Here is a 22,948-nt window from a genome sequence, read left to right as displayed (position 1 = left end):
TCTTATCGTCGTGTCTCGACCGCGTCCTCCGGGGAGTCTTGGGAAGGAATGTAATTCGGCCGGAACGGTGGCCGCCCGAGCACTGACTCGAGGATGAACGCGAACACGGCAACCCCCAAGGCGATAGTCACCATTCCGAGCAGCTGTGTCGGCAGCCAGGGGTAGTTGCCATTGACTGCGATCCAGGACGGCATTGCGATGAAACCGTAGACGGCTGTCACGGACAGGGGAGTGATCACCAGCATCGACACCGACCGCCAACCGCGAAGGCGCTCGCGGTACCGGTAGGCAATTGCGGCGGCCAGGAACACACCGACCGAATTGCACGGGATCCACCACCACGGCAGCTGTGTGAGGATGATGAGCGGCTGATTCCCGTAATAGTGGTAGACGCCCATATTCAACAAGATCTCCTCGAATATCACCGAACTCGCCGCGGCGCCCGCCCACATCCACCAGATGGTCTTCGTGCGCGGATTGCTCTCGAGAAGTTTGTAGATGAAGATCATGAAGGCCCCATAACCGAACCAGCCGGCCACGATCCACCACGGCATCTCCCGGCCGAGGATCGTGAACGCATGGTTCGACTCACTCCAGGGGAAGTAGACCGCGCCGATCACGTCGTAGAAGACCTCGGGGATGCAGATCATCGCCCCACTGAGCGCGAGCATCAAAGGTAGGAAGGAACGAGTCTTCCTGAGTTCGTGGATGCCGAGTCCGACCCCCACGAGCCCGGCCAGGGTCATGAAGGCCGTCGCAATGATGTTGTTCAACGACATGTACGGCGTAGATTGCGGCGGAACGGGAATCTTGAAGACCGGATCGAACGTGAAGTCTGCGCTTCCGAGAACAGGGCCCTGCCGAAGCGCCGTGATGACGAGAGCCGCGACGATGGCAAACGCAACGGTAACGGCGATGACGATTTTCCCTCTTGGCGTGATCCCCTCCATCGAGGATTGCCCGGGGTTGGTCGGAGCGGCTCGCTGCGGGGAGCTCTCTCTTGGCGACGTGGAAACCATGTCTGCGCCTCTCTTCGGCGACGGCGAATGTGGACTTTGCCTGTGAAGTGGCAACTCTCGAGCGGGAATGACTGCATAACCGTCGTCCCCTGCTCAACTCTATGACGTAGGCCACAGAAAAGTCGATAGTTAGATGTTCGCAATCAAGAGTGTCGCTCGATCGAGGGTTAAGCAGTCGCTCTCGGGGGCGGTCGATGTGTCGGCGGATCGACTCGCCATGACGTAAGTCGATCATCAAACGGTCGCATATTAGACAATATCCGTGGAACGTGACTAGCTCACACTCGGTCAGTGAAGCGATGCAACGAAGGAGATCGAATGACAATCTGGAAGTTGGGCGACTTTGCCACGCGCCCGGTGGTGGGTGCCTTCGAGCCGGAGCCCGACGACATGGACCTGCTGTCGGACAAGCACGGACTCGGTCTCCAGAAGTCGTGGCTCTACGGCTTCTTCCACGACTCCGACGGCCTGGCCTACGGCCTCGAGCGCAACTTCGTCGGTTCCAACACCTCGGGCCTGTTCCTGATGACCCAGGACGGCGACCACACCCGCGAACTCAACGTCCACCCCGACTCGGGGCGTAGCGCGCGAGGCGAAGTTCGACGCACGCTCGAGGGCAAGACGCGGCGGTGGTCCGACCCGGTCTTCCAGAAGCTTCCCCCGGGGTGCTTCCCGGAGGGTGAGCAGCCGATGGACCTCGAGTTCAGCCGCGACAAGCTGGTCTACAACGAGGGCGACATCGTGGCGATGGAGGGCCCGTAGGCCGGGCTGGGCATGCAGTTCTATATCCCGTCCCTCGAACGGCCGCTGCTCTACACCAGCACGTGCTTCTGGATGGAGGGCACGATCGGTGAATCGCAGGTCGCCGGGCCCATCTGGTTCGACAACGCGTTCTGGAAGCATGGCCTGGAGTGGAAGGAGTACGGCTACTTCCTCGACAAGAAGATCATGTGGCACGTGTTCTGCACCAAGTTCGACGACGGCTCCTTCGAGTGGGGTCACCTGGTCTCCGGGCGCGACGGCTTCTCCCCCGGCGTGGTGATCCAGAGCACCGGCGAGGTCGAGCTGACCTCGGACACCGACGCCTGGATCGGGCTCGACGAGGACCGCTGGCCGACCGACCTGACCTTCCAAGTCGGTGACGCGACGTACCGCATGGACGGCCCGAGGACCGAACGGATGACGGAGTTCTCCGAGTCACGCTGGGCCGGCTACCGTGCTCAGTTCGTCAATCCCGGCGCGAAGGCGACACGCGCACCCTCGTTGACGGCCTGACCTGGAACGAGGGCTTCCCGGTAGACCGGGTCGGCCCCGACGGCAAGCCCGCATGAGGCTCTCATGTCGATGAACGCTCTCACCCCCGACGCGGCGGAATTGTCCGACCCTGTTCACGGGTGGTCGGAGCCGGACCGTTTCTGGACCCTGGCCAACACCAGCGAGGTCACCCCCGGGATTCTCACGACGCTCGACTGGAGCGTGTGGGACAACTTCGAGTTGGCCGTCCGGGCCGCGTGGTGCCAGATGGGGATCATGCGGCCCAAGGATGTGCATCTACCCTCAGATCCGAATCTCCGCCAGACCTAGGTCTTCTACGGACGCCACGCTCTCAACGTGGACTACGTCCGAGATTTCATGGGGGCCGTACCCGGCGCGTCGCCGAATGACTTCGAGCGCGACGTGTGTGGCACCCTACGTCCGGACATGCAGGACGGTAAGGGCTCACTCCGGCGCGTTCCGGCCATGTCGGTCAAATTGCCACGAGTATTCCGTCGCCATTCGGGTGAGCTCCAGCGCTCTTATACGGAGATGGTGGATTGGTGGCGGCGGGACGTCCTGTGCGGGGTCGGCAGTGACGACCCCTTGCCGACCTGACCGACGCGGCAGGCCGGTTCCGCGATACGATGACCTTGCACATTCGTACCCGAACGTTCCTGCAGGGCGTCCAGGGCGCTCTCGTCGGCATGGCCGAGAAGGCGGGGCGTGCGGACTTGTCGCTGACAGTCTTCTCGGCCTACGGCGACGTCAGCGAGTCTGCGCTTGCCGATGACATGTGGGCACTGGGCCGTGAGCAGCTCACCATGGCCGAATTCCTCGAACGGCACGGCTATTACGGCCCTGACGAGGGCATGGTCTGGACGTCGTCATGGCGCGAGGATCAGACGCCGTTGCTCGGTCTGGCCCGGTCGATGGCCGCTCGTCCCGCTCATGAGCTGGGCAGCCGCGCTGACTCCGCACGCGAGGCTCGCCTCGACGCAGAGGCGCAGCTGATGGCAACGATGGGTCCTCTGAGGCGGAAACTTGCTCGGTTCCTCTTCGCGCAAGCGGGCCAGCAGGTTCGGAATCTGGAGTTGGGCAAGGCGAGCTACCACATTGCGCTCGACGGTTGCCGGGCCGCGGCCCGGCGCGTCGGCGCCGATTTGGCCGCCCGCGGATGTGTGGACGACCCGGAGGACGTGTTCTTCCTGACGCTCGAGGAACTCGCGGCGCCACCGGCGCACGTCCGTGAGCTCGTCGAGTTCCGGCGGGCCCGCCGCTTGGAATATCACTCCACCGGAAACGGTACGCGCGCGATTCGCACCGGGGACCGCATCCGTGTCGACGGTACAGCCGGCATTGTCACGATCGTGGAGAGGTTCGCCGGTACGGCTGACCGAACCGATCTCTGACGCACCGATGATGGCGAGGCGTCGCATCCGCACATCCGGCGGATGCGGCGCCTCTGCGCTGGGAAGATCGAGCGCGACCTCTGCGCCGGACCGTGGTTCGTGCGGTCGAACCGCCGCACAGTAGAGCGCAAACACTCTATTGCCACATAGTAGATTGATGGAGTTTAATTGTGGTGTCCGTCACTTTCGGTAGCAGATCGCGCAGCGTCACGGTGCCGGACGGCCTCGGCTCGATGACCGTACCGGCCCGTGTAGGGGCCGCCAGACTGCGCTCACGATGAGGAGAAATTCTTTGTACACCAACGTCACCGATCCGATTCGCGGGACTTCCGAACCTGACCGGTACTGGACCAGCACCAACCTGGGCGAAGCATGCCCCGAGGTGATGTCACCGATGTGCTGGAGCGTCTGGGAGCAATCGGCGGAGCTTGGCTGGCTCTACTCGATGTACGCCTTCGGCGTGCTTCCGAAGAGGAAGGTCGTCGTCTCTCCCGACGTGAACGATCGCGGATTGTCATGCTTCTTCGGTAGGCAGGCACTCAATGTCGACGCCATCAAGGAGATCATGTCGGCACTACCGGGAATCGACGCCGACGACTTCGAGCGCGACCTGATGGGCAGTGTGCGACCGGACGCGCCACGCTTCGAGGCAACCTACGCACGCGTTCCTGTACTCATGTTCAAGGCGCCATACGCGCTTCTGCGGACCGGATCCCGGTTGCGATCCTTGCACGACGAAATGTACGACTACTGGACCTCGGCAGTGTTCTCCCGAACGGTGTCGAAGTGCGAGCCGATCGAGGACCTCGTAAAGGCGCGCGAGCGGTTCCAGCGTATCTTCTCGGTTCACTGTGTGCAGCGATTCATGTTTCAGGGTGCTCAGAGCGCGGTGGCCCAGGCTGCTGCGAAGGCAGGGGATGCAGCGCTCGCGGATCAACTGCTGTCGGGCGTCGGTGATGTCAACGAGACGAAGATGGCGGACGATCTGTGGCGGCTGGGCCAGGGCGAGCTCACGGAGACCGAGTTTCTCTCGAAGTGGGGCTACCACGGACCGAACGAGGGAAATCCGTACACGTCGGTGTGGCGGGAGAATCCGGGCCCGGTCCGCGCACTCGCGGCGTCCTACGCTCAGCGAGCGGAGCGGCCTGCCGAGCGTGCCGCACGCGCACAGGCATCTGGCGCCGAGGCCGAACGCCGCCTTCTTGCCGCCACGCCGTCGGCGCGACGTCCGGTGACGCGCTGGTTGCTGCATCGCATGCGAAACATCATCCGGACCCTGCAGATCGGCAAGGCTGCTTATCTCATGGCGATTGACGCGGCCCGGGCGGCGGCCCGGACGTTCGGCGCTCAGCAAGTGGAACGCGGCGTACTGGACCAGATCGATGACGTCTTCTTCTTCACGATCGAAGAATGCGAGGAGCTTGCCGCCGGCCGGCTGCCGAATCCGCGAGAGATCGTCGACGTTCGACGCGCGACGCGGGCCGACTACAAAGCAATGGTGCTTCCGGTCGCCTTCCGGGGCATGCCGGAGCCGCTCGAAGTCGACGATCGGATCGACGGTGCCACTCCCACCGAGTTGTCCGGCGCCGCCAGTGGCGGCGGAACCGTGGAGGGTCGGGCGCGGGTGGTGGTCGACCCGGACCAGGAGGTCGAACTGGACGCGGGCGATGTCTTGGTCTGTCGGTTCACCGACCCCAGTTGGGCTCCACTGATGGCACTGGCCGACGCGCTTGTGATCGACATCGGTGGTTCGGCAAGTCACGGTGCAGTGGTCGCACGAGAACTCGGAATTCCGTTCGTGATTGGAACCGAGAACGGAACACGAGTGATCCGGGACGGGGACCGGATTCGAGTCGATGGGCCGGCGAACCTGGTGAGTGTGCTCGCGACGGCACACCGCCCGGAAGCCACGCCGGCATGAACAGACGAGCCACCGCCAGCGCCTGACGCTCCCCGGTGAAAGCCGATCCGCTCGGTCACGTGCTCAATCACGGTGACCGGGCGGACTGCTGTCAATCATTAAGAATGCGATAGTACGAACTCCGCACGGGGTTCGTACTATCGCATTCTTGTCGTGGCAGACTCTTGCGGCGGTCCGTCAGGAAGGGGCGGGCGAGAAGGTGATCGGCAGCGATTCGATGCCGTGCAACACGAAACTGCGGTGGAAGATCACGTCCTGGTCGGGATCGGCCAAAGCGATGCTGTGGCATCGTTCCAGGAGCACCGTCAGCGCGGCCTTGGATTCCATCTTCGCCAGATTCATGCCCAGGCACGAATGTTCGCCGCGGCCGAATGTCAGGTGCCGTGCCTTCGATTCGTCCAGGTCGAGGTCGTCGGGCTGGGTGTAAACTGCGGGGTCACGGTTCGCGGAGCCTGTGACGAGGTAGATGAGGCTGTCCGCGGGAATGTGCGTGCCTGCGATTTCCACGTCTTCGACCGCGACCCTCCAGATGCCCTGCACAGGCGGTTCCAGGCGAAGTACCTCGTCGAGGAAGTTCGTGAGCTTGGAGGGGTCCTCACGCAGAGCGTCCTGCAGCTGGGGATTCTTGGCCAGAGTCCACACGGCGCTGGTCAGAAGGTTCGTGGTCGTCTCGTTTCCGGCGACCAGGAACTGGACCAGCATCTGGAGTAGTTCGGGCAGAGTCAGCGGTGCTTCACCGTCGAGCCGTGCGGCCAGGAGGTCGCTCAAGAGATCGTCGACGGGGTGCTCGCGCCGTCGATCGAGTTCCTCGGTGAAGTAGTCGTAGAAGGCATCCACCTGGTCGAAAATCTCGATGATGGCATCGACGTCGTGGGAGAGTGCACCAACTCCCCGAGTGAAGGCGTTCGACCAATCCTTGAAAGTCTTCATGTGTGACGGCGGAACTCCGAGGAGTGTGGCAATCACCGTCATCGGGATCGGCATGCTGAAGGCTTCGACGATGTCGGTCTCGTCGGCGGCGAAGTTGTCGACGAGTTGGTTGCTCAACTCCTTCACCGCACCATCGAGTTCCGCTACCCGGCGAGGAGTGAATGCCGCGTTCACCAGCGAGCGCTGGCGCTTGTGCAATGGCGGGTCCGAAAACAGTAGAACGCGTGATTTGCTGAGTTCGATCCTTCGGGCCGCCTGTCGACGGGTGCGCTCGGGAATCTGGTCGTTCTCCCGGATCTGCTGGGCGATGCTGGACACCGAACTCGGGCCGCTGGCCATTCGATTGGAGAATCGAGTGGCATCGCGCAGCACATCCAGGACATCTTCGTGCCGCGTGACGACCCAGGCGCCGAGCTGCTCGTTGTGGGTAACCGGTTCACTGTCCCGTTGCGCCGCGTACGCCCCGTAAGGGCACCGTACGACGTCGGGGCGTAGCGCCAGCAGGTCGTCAAGTGTGGCGACTGGGCAGGTTGGGGACTCCACTCGTTCTGTCACCGCAAACTCCTCATGCACGATTGATAGAATGTTGAGCATTAGAGTATCTGACGACGTGGCGACCTGTCTACCGTGCGGACATGCCACGTCAGAGATCGAGGACGAGCTTTCGTCCTTTGCAACGACTCACGCAAATCATCATCACGTCGCTCGATTCCTGCTCGTCGGGAGTCAGGTAGTCATCGCGGTGGTCGGGTTCACCCTCGAGTACCCTGGTCTCGCACTCCCCGCAATAGCCTTCCTCGCACGAGAAGGGTTGATCGGGGAGCACGTTGCGTACCTCGTCGAGAATATTGACACCCTCCGGAACGGTGAACGTGACCCCGGTCCGGCGTAACTCCACTTCGAACGAATCTCCGCTGGTGTCCACCGGCCCACTCGCGGAGAACCGTTCGAAGTGCAGGCCACCCAGGTGGCCATGGGCGGAAAACTCCTTCGCGACGGCATCGATCATGGGGCCGGGGCCACATGTGTAGACAACGGTCCCAGCGGGTGCACCAGCGAGAATGGTGGGCAGATCGGGATATCCGCGCTCTTCCTCGATCCACAGGTCTACCCGGTCTCCGAAAGAGATGAGCTTGTCGCGATACGCCATCGAGCTGGCACGGCGCCCACCGTAGACGAGCGACCACGTGGCGCCGGCTTTGCGGGCCTGTTCGATCATGGGAATGAGCGGTGTGATGCCGATTCCTCCGCCGACGAAGACGTACGACTCCGCCTCGACCAGGGGAAAGTTGTTTCTCGGGAGGCGGATGCTCAGCTCGACGCCGGTCTGTGCGGCCTCGTGGAGTTCCTTCGATCCGCCTCGGCCGTTCTCCTCACGCAGCACGGCGATCGTGTACTTCGCCCGGTCATCTGTGTCGCCGCAGAGGGAATACTGGCGTGACAGGCCGGAAGGCAGATGCACTTCGATGTGCGCTCCCGGCTCCCAGGGCGGTAAGGGATCTCCGTCCGGATGCGCGAACGACACTTCGATGACGTCGTCGGCGGCGACCGTCACGCTGATCACGCGGAGGGTCAGGCGTTCGATTGTGGTGATCATTGCGATCATCCCTTCGCTGCGTCAACAAGCGGCTCGAGCTTGCTGAGAACGTCGAGCCAGGCTGCTGATGTGGTGATTTCGGAACAGAAATTTGTCTCGACGATGACTCCGTCGAGGTCGGCGGCGACGCACTCCGCGACTCGGGTGGTCATCTCCTCGACGGACATCCTCTTGCCCGCGGTGGACTGCTGGGCGAGTCGGTAGATAGCCCCCACCGGTGCCTTGCCGGCGGGGCGCACGCTGTTGATGTCGTCGAGGAGGGCCACTACATTGCTGATCGGTATCGAGCCGGGGTTCCACAGGTCGAAGTCACGGGCCGTTCGAGCGAGGCCGGCTTTCGAGTACATACCCGACATGAATCGCGGAATCCGGGTGGGCTTCGGCTGCATGATTGCCGGTCCGATGTCGAAGAAGGTGCCGTGATACTCCACCGGGTCGTCGCCCCAGCATGCGCGAAGTGCAGGCACGAATTCGTCCATGCGCTTTCCGCGTGTCCGGGGGTCGACTCCGACCGCGCGGTGTTCCTCCTCGGACCACCCGACACTCAGGCCGACCACGGACAGCCGACCGTTGCTGATTCGGTCGATGGTGGCCAAGCGGTTGGCGAGTTGAGCGGGCCAGTGATTTCCGCCGACGAGAATACTGCTTCCCAGCTGTAGCCGTTCCGTCCAGGTGGCGACGGCGGCGAGCATCTCGGTCGGAGCCCACACGGAGCGGTAGACGTCGGGTTGGCTGGCGGCGCTACCGCCGTAGTCACCCGACTGGTCAAGCGAGTACAGGAAGTGATCCTGTACCCAGAGACTGTCGAAGCCCATCTCATCGGCTTGTTGCACGAAGTCGCGAACCAGCGATGCCGACACGACTGTTCCCAGCTGAGGCAGAGTGAGGCCGATTGTGGTCACGACGAGACTCCCTGCTTCGGGAGTTCGTGACGCTCGATCCGAGTCAATCGACTGCGGCAGATGCGCCACCGTCCGTCGTCGCACCGGCGGTAGGTCTCGGTGTAGTGCCCCCACCCTTCATGGGACACATATCCGCTGTCGCTGGGAGATTCGACCCGGTCGTACATCGGCCAGATGGCGGTAGCCGTCGAATCGTCGGTGACGTCGATCTCGGGAACGTGGCCGTGATGCACCGAGTATCCCGTTTGGAAGTGCCGGGCCACGCTGGCGAGAAACTCTTGCTTTCCTCGGGGTGAGGACGTCGACTCCGCGAAATCGACCTGTAGGTCCTCCGTGAACAGGTCGGCGAACTCGTCCCAGAGTCGGAAATCGACGCAGCGGAAGTAACGGGCCTTGAGTTGGCGGATGTCTTCAATGGCTACGAGCCGGCGAACGGCCTGCTCGAGGGGTTCAACTGTCATTGTGCCGCTCCTGTCCGACAGTGTTCAGTGGTGGTGCCGCGGGAATCGCTCCCGGATCGGGGAGTCCGCGTTGTAGTCGGCGTAGCGAGCGATCTTTCCGTCCTCGACCACGAACGTACCCATGATCGGGATTTCGATCGCCACGCTGCCGTCGGCGGTGTGCACGCGGTCGATCCGCTCCGTCAGCACGGTGTTGCCCCGGGATGCGATGTTGAGAAGTTCCGCGGTGCAATACTCCATGTCGAGGGTGTCGTGCAGGGTTGTCAGGAAGTCCATGGCAGCGTGCTTGCCCTTGGTGGCGGGTGACCCGGTGTTCTCCCACGAGACATCATCGGTCATCCACCGGTCGTAGCAATCACGCATGTGAGGCCACCCGCCGGGTCCCCAGTCATCGAGGAAGCCGACGACAGCCCTCTCGGCATCGTTTTGCGGTTCTGCGCCCGGGTGGATGATCACTCGACCCTCCTTGGTTTATGGTCCTTGTCACACCAGATACTCGCATGACAAACTATTGATCGTCAACGTAACTATCGTCGGTCGCGCGGGAGGCACAGTGAGTCTGGATTCGGTTGTCATTGCCGGAGGAGGCATCGCGGGCCTGCTGTCCGCCGCCGCCGTCAGCCCCCACGCACAGCGGGTCACGATCCTCGAAAAGGACGACTTCCCTTCCGAACCAGCGCACCGACGCGGGGTGCCGCAGGGCAGGCAGGTCCACGCCCTGCTGGGTGCGGGTCAAGACGCGATGTCGGAACTGCTGCCCGGCGTTGTGGATGATTTCGAGGCCGCAGGCGCCCGCATGGTCGACTCGCCGGCAGATCTTGCGGTCTTCGGTCGATTCGGCTGGGCCGGACGAGTGCGCAGTGGCACCAAGACGGTGATGATGCGCCGGCCGGTCCTGGAGCATGTGGTGCGTGCGAGGGTGCTGTCGCTCCCGAATGTCACGGTGCGCAAGTCGGCGGCGACGGGCCTGTCGATGACCGGTGACCGGACGCGAGTACTCGGATTTCGGCTGCACGACGACACAACCGTCGACGGTGATCTCGTCGTCGACGCCACCGGACGGGTATCGAAGTCGGTCGACTGGCTTGCCGATTTCGGATATGAAGCCCCGGAAGAGAAGGAAATGCGTTCGCACATCGGCTATGCCACCGTCGAGGTGCGCCTGCCGGATGATGCCTTCGACGACGGTGTCGTGGGAGTGCTGGCGCATCCGCACCCGGGGAACTGTCGTGGTGCCGCAGTGGTACCCGCCGACAACGGCATCTATCTGATCGCCGGCCTCGGAATGATGAATCAGGATCCACCCCGAGATCTCGACGGCTTCATGGCACACCTCGACGCCGCTCCGAGTCCGATCGTGGGGGAGATGGCGCGGAAGGCGGAGTTTCTCACCGACATCGTGACGTATCGGGTCCGCGGTAGCCGGCGCCGGATGTGGGAGGACCTGGAGCGGCGGCCGGACGGGTACCTGCTGATCGGCGATGCCGTAATGGCGTTCAACCCGCTGTACGGCCAGGGTATGTCGGTCGCCGCGTGTGAGGCAGTTGCTCTGTCGCGCAGCGTGTCTGCGAACTCATCGGCCTCCGGCCTGTCGCATCGCGCGCAGGCGGCGATGAAGGACGTCATCGACACCGTCTTCGCTATGGCGGTGTCCACCGACGGAGCCTACGAGGACGCTGAGCTCATCGGCGTGGCGAGGCCGAACCCGGAGGACATGAAAGCGGGTGCCCTCCTGTCTCAGGTCGCGACCGAGGACCCGGAGGTGGCCCTCGCTGTCAAGCGGTACGCCCACTACTTCGATCGTGCCGGTCTGCACAAGCCCTCGATCGCTGAAGCGGTGCAGACCTGGAACGCTGGTCGCCGCGAAGTCGTCCACAACAACCCACTGGTCATTCCCGGCATCATCGGCTGATGTCTGTCGCGCAGGATGTTTGGCGACCGAGTCGGAAATTCGATCTGTTACCCACGTCACGCTTTTGATAGTCTTTCCATGGAATATCTACTACACGATAGTTGGAGGAACTGGAATGGTGTCGCCCAGCAATGACAAGGAACAATTCGTTCTCGACTTCTTCAAGGGAATGGGACCTGACCTGGAGTCGTTCAAGAAGACGTATCGCGAGAGCCTTGCCGAAGATGTCGAGTGGGAGAGCGTGGGGTTCGACCACCACCCCAACCTGGAGGACTCCCTGAAGTACCTCGACACGCTCGCCGAGCAGACGGGGATGGCCTACTGCGACATCAATGTGATCAACATCGGTTCGGCGGGAGACTTGGTCTTCACCGAGCGCGTCGACACGATGTACCGGAGCGACGGATCGAAGATCATGGACTTCCGGGTTGCGGGTGTTCTCGAGGTGCGAGATGGCAAGATTCATCGCTACACCGACTACCTCGACAGTCTGGGCACCGCGACCCAGCTACAGTCGCTGGCTCAGGAGATGGGTCACGGAGCCGTCGGCGCCTGATTCGATCGCGGCGTGGGGTCTACAAGACCGGGCCCCACGCCGTGCAACATACTCGCTCGGCGGAAACCGTCGGGAGGCGGATCAATCTCCAGGGGGCAGCTTCATGATCACTAGACCGTTTCGGATGGACGGTGAAGTCGCGGTTGTCACCGGTGGCACTGCGGGGATAGGTTTCGAGACAGCCAGGGTGCTACTGAGCGCCGGGGCCAGGGTGGTCGTCTGTGGCCGCAATCCTGAGCGTGGGCGCCACGCAGTCGAGCAGCTCAGGACGGTGGGCGACGTACTTTTCATCCCCGCCGATGTCAGCGATGAGAATTCGGTTTCCGGTTTGTTCGCCGAGGTCAGGTCGCGCTGCGGACCGGTGAGCGTCCTCGTCAACAACGCCGGCCCGACGGACCTGCTGCATTCGCGCGACGTCGATGGCCCGCTGGGTGCGGTACGTCCGACTGCGTTCGCGACCTTGATGGAAAGAACGGTCACGTCGAGTTACCTGCCGACACGCGAAGCTCTGACCGACATGCTCGGTGCGCGTGCCGGCAGCATCGTCATGATCTCGTCGATGGCTGCGGCTCAGGCGATGCCGGGCTTCGACACCTATGCCACCGGCAAGGGGGCCATCGAGTCGATGACGCGTGCGATCGCGGGCAGCTACGGGCATCTCAACATACGTTGCAACGCAATCCGTGTCGGCCGCATCGCGGTAGATCACGGCGGAGGCCTGCGTGCCGCCGCCGACCCGGTCGAGGAGGATCACGAGGCCTGGCGGGGTCCCGTACTTCCCAAAGCGGGTGCGCCCGAGGATGTCGCACATGCTGTGCTGTATCTCAGCTCCGCGGCCGGACGCTACGTCAACGGGGTGGTTCTCCCGGTGGACGGGGGCGTCGGAAGTCGCTCGCTCATGCCGTGGCAGACGCCCCGGCCGGAGATGCTCGATGGGCGCGTGGCTGCACTGCGCGGCGATTGATCCGGTCCCGCGACGAGGGTGGCCGGTGCCGCTGGAGTGCCGGGCACCGGCCACCCGGCATGTCACGCGTAGAGGCCGCGCCGAGGGAGCGTCCCGCGCGTCATCACGGCACAGTAACCAGTCGACTTGACACCGTTTACCGTCATCCGGGCGAGCTGCTCGCGATGTCCGGTCGGGGTCGGTCGACCGTCGAGCAGCACCTGCTCCCGACCCGCGTGCACATAGACGTCGTATTCGGCCACCTCGCCGCGCCACGCACCGAGGCCGCGCCCGTCGCGGTATCCGCCGTCGTACCCGGTCCCTGCGTACGCCCACGCATGGATCAGCGGTGTAGCGCTGACCAGCAACTCCTTCCCGTCGCCGACGACCAGTCGGAGCGTCACCTCGTCGTACTGTCGGGTTCCGGGGTGAAAGTCCACGTCAAAGGTGGCAATGCCCACCGGAAGACGCACACCGTCTCGGGTCATGGCCACGACGTCAGTGAACGTGATCCGCCCTTCGCCGTCTTCGCGCTGTTGGAGCGACACCCAGAGGTCGTCGTGCTCGACGACCAGGGCGATGTGCAGCATCGACGAGGCGGGCGATGTCGGCGAGGCCGCCTTCGCGGATTGCGGATCCGCAACCGACCGGTCGAACCCACCTACGCCGGGCCGCACACCCCACGAGTGGTCACGCGTACCCCACCAGTTGTCGACGTCTACCGTTTCGCCGGGGTACTGGATCGACCCCGTCCAGCGGCCGGGCTGGTGGTACCGAGTGATTTCCTGTCCGACACGTCCGCCGCGTGAATCGACATAGTGCGCCTCGCAGGCCGGCTCGTGAGTGCTGGTGAACGTGAGGTCTGCAGAGAGCGGGGTGTCGGAGTCGGCCAGTCGAACGCGGAGTTGTCGAAATGGCTCGACGACGTCCACGGTCAAACCGCCGACGCCCGTGGTGAGAACGTCGTCACCGAGTGCCCGGGAGAACCGCGCGTTGTGCTGTCGGTCGCCTTCGAGAATGCAGAGGAAGCCGTCGCACACTCCCATGTTCTTGTACATGGCCAGTCCAGAGACGAATCCGAACTTCCCGGAGGGGTCGACGCCGGCAAACCAGTACCGATCGAAGAATCGGTGGTCGCTGGTCGCGGTGTACAGGAAAGGCCATGGCGCCTGGTGGAGCAAGGTCTCGTCCGCGGGATGGAGAGTGCGTTCGTCGATCACTGGTCACCTCTGGGTCCGGGTCAGATATTCGAATTGCCGATAGTCTAACTCTAGATGTTCTTCGTCATCGGTGCTACCGTGCGGGAGTGAGACATTCGGTAACGTCCCAGGTAGCCCGCGTACTTCAAGCCGAATTGGCCCTTGTCGATACCGACCCGAGTAGGGTGGTCGACTTGCTGACCGTGGGGCGCGCTTTGCTACGACGAGCAGAACTCGACGACGACCTCGGCCGCAGGCGCGCGGCAACGCCTGCACCGCAGCGCGTCGAAGAACTCCTCGCGGTCGAACTCCCGGCGGTCGGTGAAGAACTCGACGGAGCAGTCGTCCCGATCGACTACGGAACGTCGACGGAATTGACTGTCACTGCCCCGGATCTCTTTGCGGCGCTGAGTCGTCATCCGAGAGCGGGACGCATCGTGGCATCAGTCGGGGATGTCCGACGGCTGTCCGGCGGTTTCTCGAAGGAAATGCTGATGGCGCGAGCTACCTACTCCGACGGCTCCGGCGAACGATTCGTCGTCCGTAAGGTGGCGCCCGGACGGCGGGCAGATGGCCTTCGCGCCGAATACGACGTCCTGTCGTCGGCGTTCCACAGTGGCTGCCCCGTGCCGGAGCCGTGGTGGTATGACAGCGAGGCCCTCGGAACTCCGGCGATCGCAACCTCGGCACTCTCCGGTACGCCCGCCGGCGACCCGAACGGATGGGTTGCACCTCCCTCCTCGGCGGTGCTGGCGTCGGTTGCGCGAGCGGCCGCGCAGCAGCATCAGGTCGAGCTGGCGGCGTTCGATGCGAATCCATTGCCCCCATTGATCTCTGCGGAGGACCGAAGGGAGGCTCTCTCGGAGCGAAGAGCGGTGCTCGACGGCCTGTGGGCCGAGGGTGACGATGCCTGGGCGCCGGCATTCAATCTGGTGCTGAACTGGCTCGAGTCCGCGATCCCCGAACCGGCCGATCCACCGGTATTGGTCCACGGCGACTTCGGGCCCCACAACTTCCTGATCGAGGGTGACGAACTCTCGGGGATCCTGGACTGGGAACGTAGTCACGCCGGACTTGCCGTGGAAGATCTCGCTTACCTCAGACCCACCCTCGACGACGAGTCGTGGACCGCATTCATGCGCGAGTACGTTGCAGCGGGCGGCCGGGAACCATCGGACGACGCCTTGGTCTGGTACATCGTCTGGCAGGACTTCTGGCGTGCAGTGTCCGCCTATCGGATGCGCAGCCTCTTCCTGCAGAGTCCCGACCAGGTCCTCTACGGAATCTCCGGTCTTCTTCTTGCGCCACGTTTTCTCACGAGCGCGGTGCGTTCGGTGTCTTCGGCGCACGCGGTCGCGGGGGCACGCGCATGCTGACGCCACTCGACGAGAGTTTGTTTCACCAGACTACGGACCCGTTCGCCGTGGTGGCGACGCCGGATCATCGCTTCTTCGATCGTTATTGGTTCTCGGGTCTGGCCCCCGATGGGGCGGTTGCCTTCTTCGCCGGAACGGGCAGGTACCCCAACATGTCGACGCGCGACGCCTTCATCAACGTGCTGGTCGGTTCGCGTCAGCACAACCTGCGGGTGTCGACCGAGATCGACGTGCTCGCCGATGCCGCCACCGTCAACAAGGCTCAGGTCGGCGGATTCGCGATCGAGGTGGAGGACCCTTTCCGGCGGGTACGCCTCACGATCGACGAAGCGTCGGAGTCCGTGCGGGCGGAACTCTTGTTCACCACTGCGCGGCCGCCTCATCTGGAGGCCAAGCATCGTGAGATGGCGGGGCATCGACTCATTCAGGAGCAGACTCGATATGACCAGGTCGGTTCCTGGAACGGCTGGGTGGAGGTCGAGGGGCGACGATTCGACGTCAAAGACTGGTGGGGGGATCGCGACCACTCCTGGGGTGTCCGCGTCGACGTCGGTGGCCTGGAGCCGCCACCATTGGCGCGACGTGTGAGCAGCTTGACTATCTGGTGCAACTTCTCGACCCCCACCCGGTGCGGACTCGTGCAGCTTCGCGAGTACGCCGACGGTCGGCCTCCCTACGTCGACGGGCGGGTGTATGCGAATGACGGTTCCTCGCTGAGTGTTACGGCAGTGGATCACAACGTGGAGCGATCGCCTGCCGGTTGGAGCAAGGCGCGTCTCCGGCTCAGGCTCGAAGACGGAGTCGAGATGTCAATCGACGCAAAACCGCACCCGGACAGGGCGTGGGCGAGTCGCGGCGGTGGATACAACCGCGGATTCGGTGACGGGCTCGGTTTCGGCGCCCGTCGTGGTGATGTGATCGAGTACGACGTCTTCGACCTTGCGGACTCGGGTGAGGTGTACTGCGATGGGCTGCCGGTCGAACCGGGTCATCGGGAGAACTTGGCGGCGGTCACCGTCGACGGTGAAGCGGGGTTCGCGCACTTGCCGATCATGTGGCGAAGCGGAAACATGCAGCGTCAGAACTCGGCAAAATAAGTCTAGGTTCCGATAGTCGAGTCGACTACTATCTTGTGTGAGCGACGCCACTCGGAGTCGCCGGAAGGAGAATCATGGGCGACATCACACGTCCCTGGGTAGTTGACAACGAGTTGAGCACGCGGTGGCCGGTTTACACCCGCGGAAACGTCGGTGAAGTGTCTTCTACCGTTGCAACACCGCTCTTCTGGAGCATGATCGGTGGTCCGCCTTCCGAGCGTGAGTGGCAGCAGGCACTCGCAGAGTTCGGTGCATTCGACACCGACGAGTTCCGCGACGGCGTCATCGACATCCAAGGTCTGGTACATGGGTACGTGTACCTGAATCTGTCGAACATGCGAACGTTCGGTGCCCGGATGCCCGGTGCCACACCGGATTTGATGGACCGAACCTACCTAGGTGACCGTGAAGCGCCGGCCTACGTGCCGCATCCCGACGACCAGAGGCCCGAGTACACCGACCGAATTCTGGCGACGGTCCAGCGCGTCATGAGTGAAACCGGCCGACCCGACATCGAGGAACATCGGAAAACCGCCGAGAAGCTGCGCAGCGCCCGCCCCGACTACTCGTCCATGAGCGAGGCCGACCTCGTCGCGTATCAACGCCTCGTGATGCGCGAGTACTATCCGATGTTCACTCGGACGCACCTGCGCATGGTCTACGAGGGTTCCATCGTCACCGGGGCATTGGAAGACGCAGTGGCCCCGTTCGCCGACCCCGGACTCGCTGTCCGGCTCACCGCGGGTCTCGGCAACATCGCGTCGGCCGCTCCGAATCACGCGATGTGGGCACTCGGCCGAACGGTCAGACAGAGTCCGAGTCTCACCGCACTCTTCGAGCAGGGAGTGGCCTCGCTCGACGAGCGTCTCCGGGCCGCAACCGTTCCCGAGATCACCGACTTCGTTTCCGCGTTCGACGAGTTCCTCTACGAGTTCGGTTCCCGCTCCACACAGGAATGGGAGGCCAATGCACGCACCTGGGAAGCATTCCCGTCCATTCCGCTGGGCATGATCGACCGGATGCGGCTCCAGGACGAGGACAAGAACCCGGTCCAGCAGAGCAAGAGGCTGCGGGAGGAGCGAGAGCTCTGTGTCGCCCAGATGCGCGACACACTCGCCGACCAACCCGAACAACTGGCCAAGCTCGAGGCCGCGCTTCAGTCGGTGTCCGTGTATTCACCGGCACGCGAACAGAGCAAGACCAACACGATCAGAGTCCTGCACGAAGCCAGGCTGCCCATGGCCGAACTCGGGCGACGGTACGCCGACCTGGGAATCTTTGACCGTCCCGACGACATCGTCATGGTGCGCGAGGACGAACTGGATGCGTTGGTCGCCGATCCGCGCTCCTTCCACAACATCATCGTGGAGCGCTGGGCGTGGTTCGATCAGCTCTCCGAACTCGAGCCGCCGTTCATCGTCGAGGCCGGAAAGGTTCCGCCGGTCACCGAGTGGCCGAAGAAGACGGACCCGGGTGCCGAGACCGCCGTGTCGGGGGACGTGTTGACGGGGCTGCCGGCCTGTACGGGTGTCGCGACCGGCGTCGCTCGTGTCATCACCGATCCCGAGGACGCCCCCGATCTGGAACCGGGCGAGATCCTCGTTGCGCCGCTCACCGATCCGGGCTGGACGCCGATCTTCACCTCGGCTGCCGCAGTTGTGGTGAACGTGGGTTCCTCCATGAGTCACGCGGCCATCGTCAGCCGCGAACTCGGCATTCCCTGCGTTCTCGGCGTTCGGCAGGCGACAAAGCGAATCACGGACGGCATGGTGCTGACCGTGGACGGCGGCGCCGGAACGGTCGCGGTCCACTGACCGCAGGGGTGGCGGTGTGGCGGCGGTCGGACGAGTGAATTCTCGTCCGCCCGCCCAACACCGTCATTCCGTGAAACGGTCTTTCCAGAGCTGGATCGACTCGTCGGTGGCGCCACGCGACTGAATCCACCCATGGACTCCGCCGGAGTGCGAGTCCCACTCCGACAGAACGCCGTCGAGGGCGTCGGGGACGGCGCCCCGCAGGTCGCGGTCGTGGGGATGCGTGCGGCCGAGTTCGGGAGCAAACCGGGTGATGCGCGCCAGGACGGCGGGCATGTGCTCGTTGGTCGACACGTAGTCGGCGAGGATGTCCCGGGGGTCGACGCCGGAGATACGCAGCAGGAGTGCGACGGCGATGCCAGTGCGATCCTTGCCCGCCGCGCAGTGCAGCAATATCGGTCCGGGGGCGGTGGCGGCGATCTGCAGGAGGGCTACGAGCTTGTCGCCCGCGTTGACGAGAATGCCCTGGTAGACGTCGGCGAGGCGCGTGCCCTGGCTGGGTGCGGTGACCTCGGCGTCGGTCAGCAGAGAGACCTGATGCACGGTTGTGTCGTCGGACTGCAGCGGGTGTGCGCGGGTGGCGAACTCGCGCGGGCTGCGGAGGTCGATCACGGTTCGTGCAGGCCACTCGGCGACGGCCGTGGGACGGGCGTCGCCGGGGGCGGGGAGTGCGCTGCGGTACAGCACCTCGGTTCGCGTTCGCCGGCCGTCGTTGGTCGGGAGCCCGCCGAGATCGCGGAGGTTGGGGAGAACGTCGATGTCGGTCACTGTCATAGAAGCTTCTTTCTGAGATAGGAGGCGACGCGGTCGAGGGTCACCACGACCACCAGCACGACCAGGACGATCGTGAGGACGTTTCCGTACTCGAAGAGCCGGAGTTGCTGGGTGAGTTCCATGCCGATGCCACCAGCACCGACAATGCCGAGGAGTGACGCGGCGCGCACGTTCCCGTCGAGCACGAGGAGGGTGTAACTGGCGACGGTCGGCACACTCTGTGGCAGCAGGACCCAGCTGACGCGCTGGGATCGGGTGGCGCCTGCCGCGGCGGCCGCTTCCCAAGCCCGCATGTCCATCGTCTCGAAGATGTCGGCGAACAGGCGGGCCATGCCTGCCGCCGACCCGACGACGATGGCGAGGGTGCCGGCGAGCGGACCCAACCCGACCGCGGAGACGAACAGCAACGCCCACATCAGTTCCGGGATGGCCCGGGTGACGTTGATCGATGTTCGTGCGGCGTGGTGCAACCACGCCTGCTCGAAGACCGAACGCGCGCCGAGCAGCGCCCACGGCAGCGCGAGGACGACGCCGATCGCGGTGCCGATGACCGCGATCGCGAGGGTCTCGCCCATCAACGAGATCGCGGTGGGGAGGATGGACAGGTCGGGCGGGAACATGCGGCCGATGAAATCGGTGATGTTCGGGATCCCGTCGAGCAGTGCGGCGACGGAGAACTCGGTGGCCTGCGCCGACCAGAGGATCACGACGGCGGCGACGAGGACGCCGGCGCCAGTTTGCCAGGACGGGCGTCGCAGCGTGGCGAGGTCGGCCGTCGACGGAACGCGTTCGGTGTCGAGAGTCATCCCTGCACCCCCGCCAGCGCACGGTCGGTGGCGTAGAGCAGGTCGAGGTCGGCGGCCGTGACGGTCGTGGTGGGACGGTCGAAGACGAGGCGCCCGGCGCGCAGGCCCACCAGCCGGTCCGCGACGTGTCGCGCCAGGTCCACGTCGTGCAAATTCAAGACCGCAGTGAGTCCTTCGACGCGAGCGAGTCGCACGATGTCGTCGACGACGCCGCGGGCGACGACCGGATCGAGGTTGGCGACGGGTTCGTCGGCGAGGAGCATATCGGGTTGCTGCACGAGCGCGCGGGCGATGGCCACGCGTTGACGTTGCCCACCGGACAGGGCGTCGGCACGCTTGCGTAGCTGGTCGTCGAGTCCGAGTCGGCGGACGGCCTCGACGGCGATCTCCCGATCGCGGCGTCGGACGAAGTGCACGAGGCTGGGCAGCAGCGGCTGGTAGGCGAGCCTGCCGATGAGCGCGTTCGAGAGCACCGTCGCCCGCTCGACGAGCTGAAACTCCTGGAACACCAACCCCACCCGGGCCTGCGCACGCCGCCGGGCGCGGCCGCGCAATCCGCCGCGATCGCTCCCGTCGTGCAGCACCCGCCCCGAGGTCGGTTCATCGAGGCCCGCGAGGCATCGCATGAGTGTGGATTTTCCGGCACCGCTGCGGCCGAGCACCGCGACGATCTCGCCGGGGGCCACCCGCACCGACACCTCGTGCAGCGCTGCCGTGCCGTCCGGATACGTGTAGCTCACCGTGTCGGCCTCCACGCGGGGCACGCCGTTCTGTGTGGACGTCATTTCCGCGACAGCTCCTCGAGGTTCACGCCGAGTTCTGTTGCGGCGTCCCGGAAGATGGCGAAGTCTTCCTCGTTCGCCTGCTCGAAGCTGGTTGCTTTGACGACACCGAGGGCGGCGGTGTTGTCGCCATCCACGAAGGCGTCGACGATGCCCTGCTCGAGGGTGGGGTCGAGATCCTTGCGTGCGATGATCACCAGGGAGACCGGGATGGGGTCGGACTCGGCGACGATCTTCTGGGTGGCGCCGTCGATGACACCCTTGTCGACCATCGTCTGGTAAGAGGAGCGGGCGTCGGCGGCGCAGTCGGCCGAGCCCTGCTCAACCGCGAGTTGGGCGGTGTCGTGGCCACCGGCGTAGGTGCCCTCGATGTCGGTATCGGGGTCGATGCCGGCCCGCTTCAGCAGGAGCTTGGGAATGTAGTTGCCGCTGGTGGAGCCGGCGTCGACGAACGCGATCTTGCGCCCGCGGAGGTCGTCGATCGAATCGATGCCGGTGTCCGTGCGGCACACGAACACCGAACTGTAGGCGGCGCCCTTGGCCACCACGAGGGGCTCGACACCGGCGACGGCCTCGGCGAGAGGCGTCGGGAAGGGGCTGAACACCGCGACGTCGATGAGGCCCGACCGCATGGCCTCGACGATCGAGAGGTAATCGCTTGTCGGCTTCACTTCCACCGACTTGCCCGTCCCGTCCTCGATCAGCGAGGTGATCGGTGCGAACTTCGCCTGCAGGTCCGCGTTGGCCTCCGCGGGAGGCAACCCCACCTTCAGTACATCGGGTGCGCCGTCCTGGGCGGAGGAGTCGCCGCAGGCGGCGGCACCGCACAGCGTGATCGCGCAGGCAGCGGCGGCCAGGGTGCGGCGCAGGGTCGGGTGGATGTTCACGGGCGGGGCCTTTCCGAGGAATTTTCGACGTTGATGCCCGAATATTCATCTAGATAAGTAGCGTAGTCGATCCTCGCCGGTGTCTTGCAAATGAATGCAATCTGAACAGGTCAGATGCGGTCTGCGCGAATGACGGGAACATCGGCAGTCCTCTAGACTTGCCGCATGCCGAGCAAAACGTCGCCGGGCCGGGTGCCGCTCTACCGACAGGTGCAGGACGTCCTGCTGCAGCGACTCGACAGTGGGAGGCTGCAACCGGGAGACCGGCTGCCACCCGAGACCGACCTGGCCGCCGAACTCCGGGTCAACCGGCTGACGGTCCGCCAGGCCATCGGTGAATTGACCCGTGCGGGCCGGCTGGTGACGCGGCAGGGGTCGGGCACCTTCGTGGCTCCGCCGCCCCGGCATTTTCCCATCGAACTCGTCGCCAGCTACATCGACGGTCCCGACGGCCTCGGCGGGGCCTTCGCATCAGTCGGCCGCACGTTGAGCGAGACACTGGTGGGCAGTGAGGTCGTGCTCGGTGGCAGTGCGCCCCAGGCGGAAGAGTATCTGCCGGCCCGCCGGCTGCGCCGCGTCGATTCGGTGCTCGAGGTCGACGGCGAACCCTGGTTCGCGAACTCGGTGTGGATGGACGATCGCCGGTTCGCCGGGATCGACCGGCACCTGCAGGACGGCGTCCCGATGTACACGGTGTGGCGTGACGTCTATGGCGTGCGCCTGAAGGCGGCGTGGCGGTCGTTCGCCGCGGCTGCGGCCTCGCCGCGCGTGGCGGAACTGCTCGGTGTGCCCGCCGGCGCACCCGTACTGCTGCGCGACGGCCTGAACCTCGACGAGGACGGCCTTCCCGCCGTCTACATCAACCGGTCGTGCCGCAGCGACCGCGTGCGGTTCGTCGCGAACTACCTGCAGGTGGACTGAGCCACCCCGATTCCGGGTCACCCGATGTGACGTACGACATAGGTACCTACGTAGGTAGTTCGACGAATGGTTTCCCGTGTCGCGGTCCTCCAAGCTGGAGAAGACAAGGAGGTCAGAGAATGAACACAGCGGAGTTGGGCGTACTCGAGCAGGTGGCAGTGAGCGAGTTGGTGGCGTACTCGCATCGGTGGGACGAATCCGGGCCGACGGCGAAATCGATCGGCCGCGCCGATGAGCCTGCTTCCGACCGCCAGGCGCTCGGGCGACTGGAGAAGTTGGGCCTCGTCGCGCGCGGGGCGCACTCGCGAAGCGGCGGACGCGTCATGATCACCTCGGCCGGCATCGAAGCGCTCGCGTACATCACCGCGACGAGCTGAGCGGAGGG

24 protein-coding genes are annotated in these 22,948 nt (G+C 64.5%); 13 read left to right on the top strand and 11 right to left on the bottom strand.

Going from position 1 to position 22,948, the window contains the following annotated elements; translation table 11 throughout:
• Positions 1-2: 2 nt before the first annotated feature.
• Complete coding sequence (locus ROP_RS12180; RefSeq protein ID WP_012689651.1) at positions 3-950, bottom strand: hypothetical protein; 948 nt, start codon at positions 948-950, stop codon at positions 3-5.
• A 387-nt stretch (positions 951-1,337) separates the two neighbouring features.
• On the opposite strand from ROP_RS12180, the gene ROP_RS43825 reads away from it, so the two are divergent.
• The 5 genes from ROP_RS43825 (at position 1,338) to ROP_RS12155 (ending at position 5,606) form a co-directional block, all read left to right on the top strand.
• Complete coding sequence (locus ROP_RS43825) at positions 1,338-1,781, top strand: hypothetical protein (protein ID WP_012689650.1); 444 nt, start codon at positions 1,338-1,340, stop codon at positions 1,779-1,781.
• A 12-nt stretch (positions 1,782-1,793) separates the two neighbouring features.
• Complete coding sequence (locus ROP_RS43820) at positions 1,794-2,294, top strand: hypothetical protein (RefSeq protein ID WP_012689649.1); 501 nt, start codon at positions 1,794-1,796, stop codon at positions 2,292-2,294.
• A gap of 63 nt (positions 2,295-2,357) precedes the next feature.
• A complete protein-coding gene (locus ROP_RS12170; RefSeq protein ID WP_012689648.1) occupies positions 2,358-2,603 on the top strand; it encodes a hypothetical protein in 246 nt (81 codons plus the stop codon).
• Positions 2,604-2,980: 377 nt separating this feature from the next.
• A complete protein-coding gene (locus ROP_RS12160) occupies positions 2,981-3,685 on the top strand; it encodes a hypothetical protein (protein WP_148222450.1) in 705 nt (234 codons plus the stop codon).
• Between the two features lie 292 nt (positions 3,686-3,977).
• Positions 3,978-5,606, top strand: a complete 1,629-nt coding sequence (locus ROP_RS12155; RefSeq protein ID WP_148222449.1) for a PEP-utilizing enzyme — start codon at positions 3,978-3,980, stop codon at positions 5,604-5,606.
• 177 nt (positions 5,607-5,783) lie between these two features.
• Here the strand turns inward: ROP_RS12155 and ROP_RS12150 are convergent, their stop codons facing one another.
• The 5 genes from ROP_RS12150 to ROP_RS12130 form a co-directional block, all read right to left on the bottom strand.
• On the bottom strand, positions 5,784-7,091 hold the full coding sequence (locus tag ROP_RS12150; protein WP_148222448.1) for a cytochrome P450: 1,308 nt from the start codon (positions 7,089-7,091) through the stop codon (positions 5,784-5,786).
• An 88-nt stretch (positions 7,092-7,179) separates the two neighbouring features.
• Positions 7,180-8,133, bottom strand: coding sequence for a PDR/VanB family oxidoreductase (locus tag ROP_RS12145; protein ID WP_012689644.1), 954 nt, complete (start codon positions 8,131-8,133; stop codon positions 7,180-7,182).
• Between the two features lie 5 nt (positions 8,134-8,138).
• Positions 8,139-9,035: a TIGR03619 family F420-dependent LLM class oxidoreductase gene (locus ROP_RS12140; protein ID WP_012689643.1), complete on the bottom strand. Its 897-nt coding sequence runs from the start codon at positions 9,033-9,035 to the stop codon at positions 8,139-8,141.
• Positions 9,032-9,496 (bottom strand): nuclear transport factor 2 family protein, encoded by a 465-nt coding sequence (locus tag ROP_RS12135; protein ID WP_012689642.1) that lies wholly within the window; start codon positions 9,494-9,496, stop codon positions 9,032-9,034. The genes ROP_RS12140 and ROP_RS12135 overlap by 4 nt, the downstream gene beginning before the upstream one ends.
• A gap of 24 nt (positions 9,497-9,520) precedes the next feature.
• Positions 9,521-9,835, bottom strand: a complete 315-nt coding sequence (locus ROP_RS12130) for a limonene-1,2-epoxide hydrolase family protein (protein WP_419789295.1) — start codon at positions 9,833-9,835, stop codon at positions 9,521-9,523.
• Between the two features lie 214 nt (positions 9,836-10,049).
• On the opposite strand from ROP_RS12130, the gene ROP_RS12125 reads away from it, so the two are divergent.
• From ROP_RS12125 to ROP_RS12115, 3 genes are all read left to right on the top strand, one after another.
• Entirely contained in the window at positions 10,050-11,408 is a 1,359-nt protein-coding gene (locus ROP_RS12125) for an FAD-dependent oxidoreductase (protein ID WP_012689640.1), read from the top strand.
• Positions 11,409-11,523: 115 nt separating this feature from the next.
• A complete protein-coding gene (locus ROP_RS12120; protein WP_012689639.1) occupies positions 11,524-11,964 on the top strand; it encodes a limonene-1,2-epoxide hydrolase family protein in 441 nt (146 codons plus the stop codon).
• Between the two features lie 124 nt (positions 11,965-12,088).
• Positions 12,089-12,928 (top strand): SDR family NAD(P)-dependent oxidoreductase, encoded by an 840-nt coding sequence (locus ROP_RS12115; RefSeq protein WP_197535752.1) that lies wholly within the window; start codon positions 12,089-12,091, stop codon positions 12,926-12,928.
• A 62-nt stretch (positions 12,929-12,990) separates the two neighbouring features.
• Here ROP_RS12115 and ROP_RS12110 read toward each other — a convergent pair whose 3' ends face one another.
• Positions 12,991-14,127 (bottom strand): hypothetical protein, encoded by a 1,137-nt coding sequence (locus tag ROP_RS12110; RefSeq protein WP_012689637.1) that lies wholly within the window; start codon positions 14,125-14,127, stop codon positions 12,991-12,993.
• A gap of 164 nt (positions 14,128-14,291) precedes the next feature.
• Between ROP_RS12110 and ROP_RS12105 the strand changes: the two genes are divergently transcribed.
• The 3 genes from ROP_RS12105 to ROP_RS12095 all read left to right on the top strand — a co-directional run bounded on the left by ROP_RS12105 (position 14,292) and on the right by ROP_RS12095 (position 18,393).
• Positions 14,292-15,482: a phosphotransferase family protein gene (locus ROP_RS12105; protein ID WP_063721416.1), complete on the top strand. Its 1,191-nt coding sequence runs from the start codon at positions 14,292-14,294 to the stop codon at positions 15,480-15,482.
• Positions 15,476-16,579 carry a DUF7065 domain-containing protein gene (locus ROP_RS12100; RefSeq protein ID WP_012689635.1) on the top strand — a complete coding sequence of 368 codons (1,104 nt, stop codon included), beginning with the start codon at positions 15,476-15,478 and terminating at the stop codon, positions 16,577-16,579. The genes ROP_RS12105 and ROP_RS12100 overlap by 7 nt, the downstream gene beginning before the upstream one ends.
• 158 nt (positions 16,580-16,737) lie before the next feature.
• Positions 16,738-18,393 (top strand): PEP-utilizing enzyme, encoded by a 1,656-nt coding sequence (locus ROP_RS12095; protein WP_231868888.1) that lies wholly within the window; start codon positions 16,738-16,740, stop codon positions 18,391-18,393.
• Positions 18,394-18,456: 63 nt separating this feature from the next.
• On the opposite strand, the gene ROP_RS12090 is transcribed toward ROP_RS12095, so the two are convergent.
• From ROP_RS12090 to ROP_RS12075, 4 genes are read right to left on the bottom strand one after another with little or no spacing between them, the layout of a single operon-like run.
• Positions 18,457-19,167: a tyrosine-protein phosphatase gene (locus ROP_RS12090; protein WP_012689633.1), complete on the bottom strand. Its 711-nt coding sequence runs from the start codon at positions 19,165-19,167 to the stop codon at positions 18,457-18,459.
• Complete coding sequence (gene phnE / locus ROP_RS12085) at positions 19,164-19,973, bottom strand: phosphonate ABC transporter, permease protein PhnE (RefSeq protein WP_012689632.1); 810 nt, start codon at positions 19,971-19,973, stop codon at positions 19,164-19,166. The genes ROP_RS12090 and phnE overlap by 4 nt, the downstream gene beginning before the upstream one ends.
• Positions 19,970-20,758, bottom strand: a complete 789-nt coding sequence (gene phnC / locus ROP_RS12080; protein WP_012689631.1) for a phosphonate ABC transporter ATP-binding protein — start codon at positions 20,756-20,758, stop codon at positions 19,970-19,972. Before phnC ends, phnE begins: the two co-directional genes overlap by 4 nt.
• Positions 20,755-21,642, bottom strand: a complete 888-nt coding sequence (locus ROP_RS12075) for a phosphate/phosphite/phosphonate ABC transporter substrate-binding protein (protein ID WP_012689630.1) — start codon at positions 21,640-21,642, stop codon at positions 20,755-20,757. Before ROP_RS12075 ends, phnC begins: the two co-directional genes overlap by 4 nt.
• A gap of 165 nt (positions 21,643-21,807) precedes the next feature.
• On the opposite strand from ROP_RS12075, the gene ROP_RS12070 reads away from it, so the two are divergent.
• The gene (locus ROP_RS12070; RefSeq protein WP_012689629.1) at positions 21,808-22,563 is read left to right on the top strand and encodes a GntR family transcriptional regulator; all 756 of its coding nucleotides are present in this window, start codon (positions 21,808-21,810) and stop codon (positions 22,561-22,563) included.
• A 119-nt stretch (positions 22,564-22,682) separates the two neighbouring features.
• The gene (locus tag ROP_RS12065; RefSeq protein ID WP_012689628.1) at positions 22,683-22,940 is read left to right on the top strand and encodes a hypothetical protein; all 258 of its coding nucleotides are present in this window, start codon (positions 22,683-22,685) and stop codon (positions 22,938-22,940) included.
• The last annotated feature ends 8 nt before the right edge of the window (positions 22,941-22,948 follow it).

It is taken from the genome of Rhodococcus opacus B4, assembly GCF_000010805.1.
Lineage (GTDB): Bacteria > Actinomycetota > Actinomycetes > Mycobacteriales > Mycobacteriaceae > Rhodococcus_F > Rhodococcus_F opacus_C.
The sequence above is the reverse complement of the archived record's forward strand: the minus strand, read 5'-3'. Positions and strand labels throughout refer to the sequence as shown.

Excerpts from the sequence above, each read along its gene's own strand:
- ROP_RS12070 (WP_012689629.1), top strand. The coding sequence starts at position 21,808 with ATGCCGAGCAAAACGTCGCCGGGCCGGGTGCCGCTCTACCGACAGGTG.
- phnC (WP_012689631.1), bottom strand. The coding sequence starts at position 20,758 with ATGACGTCCACACAGAACGGCGTGCCCCGCGTGGAGGCCGACACGGTG.
- ROP_RS43825 (WP_012689650.1), top strand. The coding sequence starts at position 1,338 with ATGACAATCTGGAAGTTGGGCGACTTTGCCACGCGCCCGGTGGTGGGT.
- ROP_RS12115 (WP_197535752.1), top strand. The coding sequence starts at position 12,089 with ATGGACGGTGAAGTCGCGGTTGTCACCGGTGGCACTGCGGGGATAGGT.
- ROP_RS12120 (WP_012689639.1), top strand. The coding sequence starts at position 11,524 with ATGGTGTCGCCCAGCAATGACAAGGAACAATTCGTTCTCGACTTCTTC.
- ROP_RS12180 (WP_012689651.1), bottom strand. The coding sequence starts at position 950 with ATGGAGGGGATCACGCCAAGAGGGAAAATCGTCATCGCCGTTACCGTT.
- ROP_RS12090 (WP_012689633.1), bottom strand. The coding sequence starts at position 19,167 with ATGACAGTGACCGACATCGACGTTCTCCCCAACCTCCGCGATCTCGGC.
- ROP_RS12130 (WP_419789295.1), bottom strand. The coding sequence starts at position 9,835 with ATGACCGATGATGTCTCGTGGGAGAACACCGGGTCACCCGCCACCAAG.
- ROP_RS12170 (WP_012689648.1), top strand. The coding sequence starts at position 2,358 with ATGTCGATGAACGCTCTCACCCCCGACGCGGCGGAATTGTCCGACCCT.
- ROP_RS12100 (WP_012689635.1), top strand. The coding sequence starts at position 15,476 with ATGCTGACGCCACTCGACGAGAGTTTGTTTCACCAGACTACGGACCCG.
- ROP_RS12135 (WP_012689642.1), bottom strand. The coding sequence starts at position 9,496 with ATGACAGTTGAACCCCTCGAGCAGGCCGTTCGCCGGCTCGTAGCCATT.
- ROP_RS43820 (WP_012689649.1), top strand. The coding sequence starts at position 1,794 with ATGCAGTTCTATATCCCGTCCCTCGAACGGCCGCTGCTCTACACCAGC.
- phnE (WP_012689632.1), bottom strand. The coding sequence starts at position 19,973 with ATGACTCTCGACACCGAACGCGTTCCGTCGACGGCCGACCTCGCCACG.
- ROP_RS12145 (WP_012689644.1), bottom strand. The coding sequence starts at position 8,133 with ATGATCACCACAATCGAACGCCTGACCCTCCGCGTGATCAGCGTGACG.
- ROP_RS12065 (WP_012689628.1), top strand. The coding sequence starts at position 22,683 with ATGAACACAGCGGAGTTGGGCGTACTCGAGCAGGTGGCAGTGAGCGAG.
- ROP_RS12160 (WP_148222450.1), top strand. The coding sequence starts at position 2,981 with ATGGCCGAGAAGGCGGGGCGTGCGGACTTGTCGCTGACAGTCTTCTCG.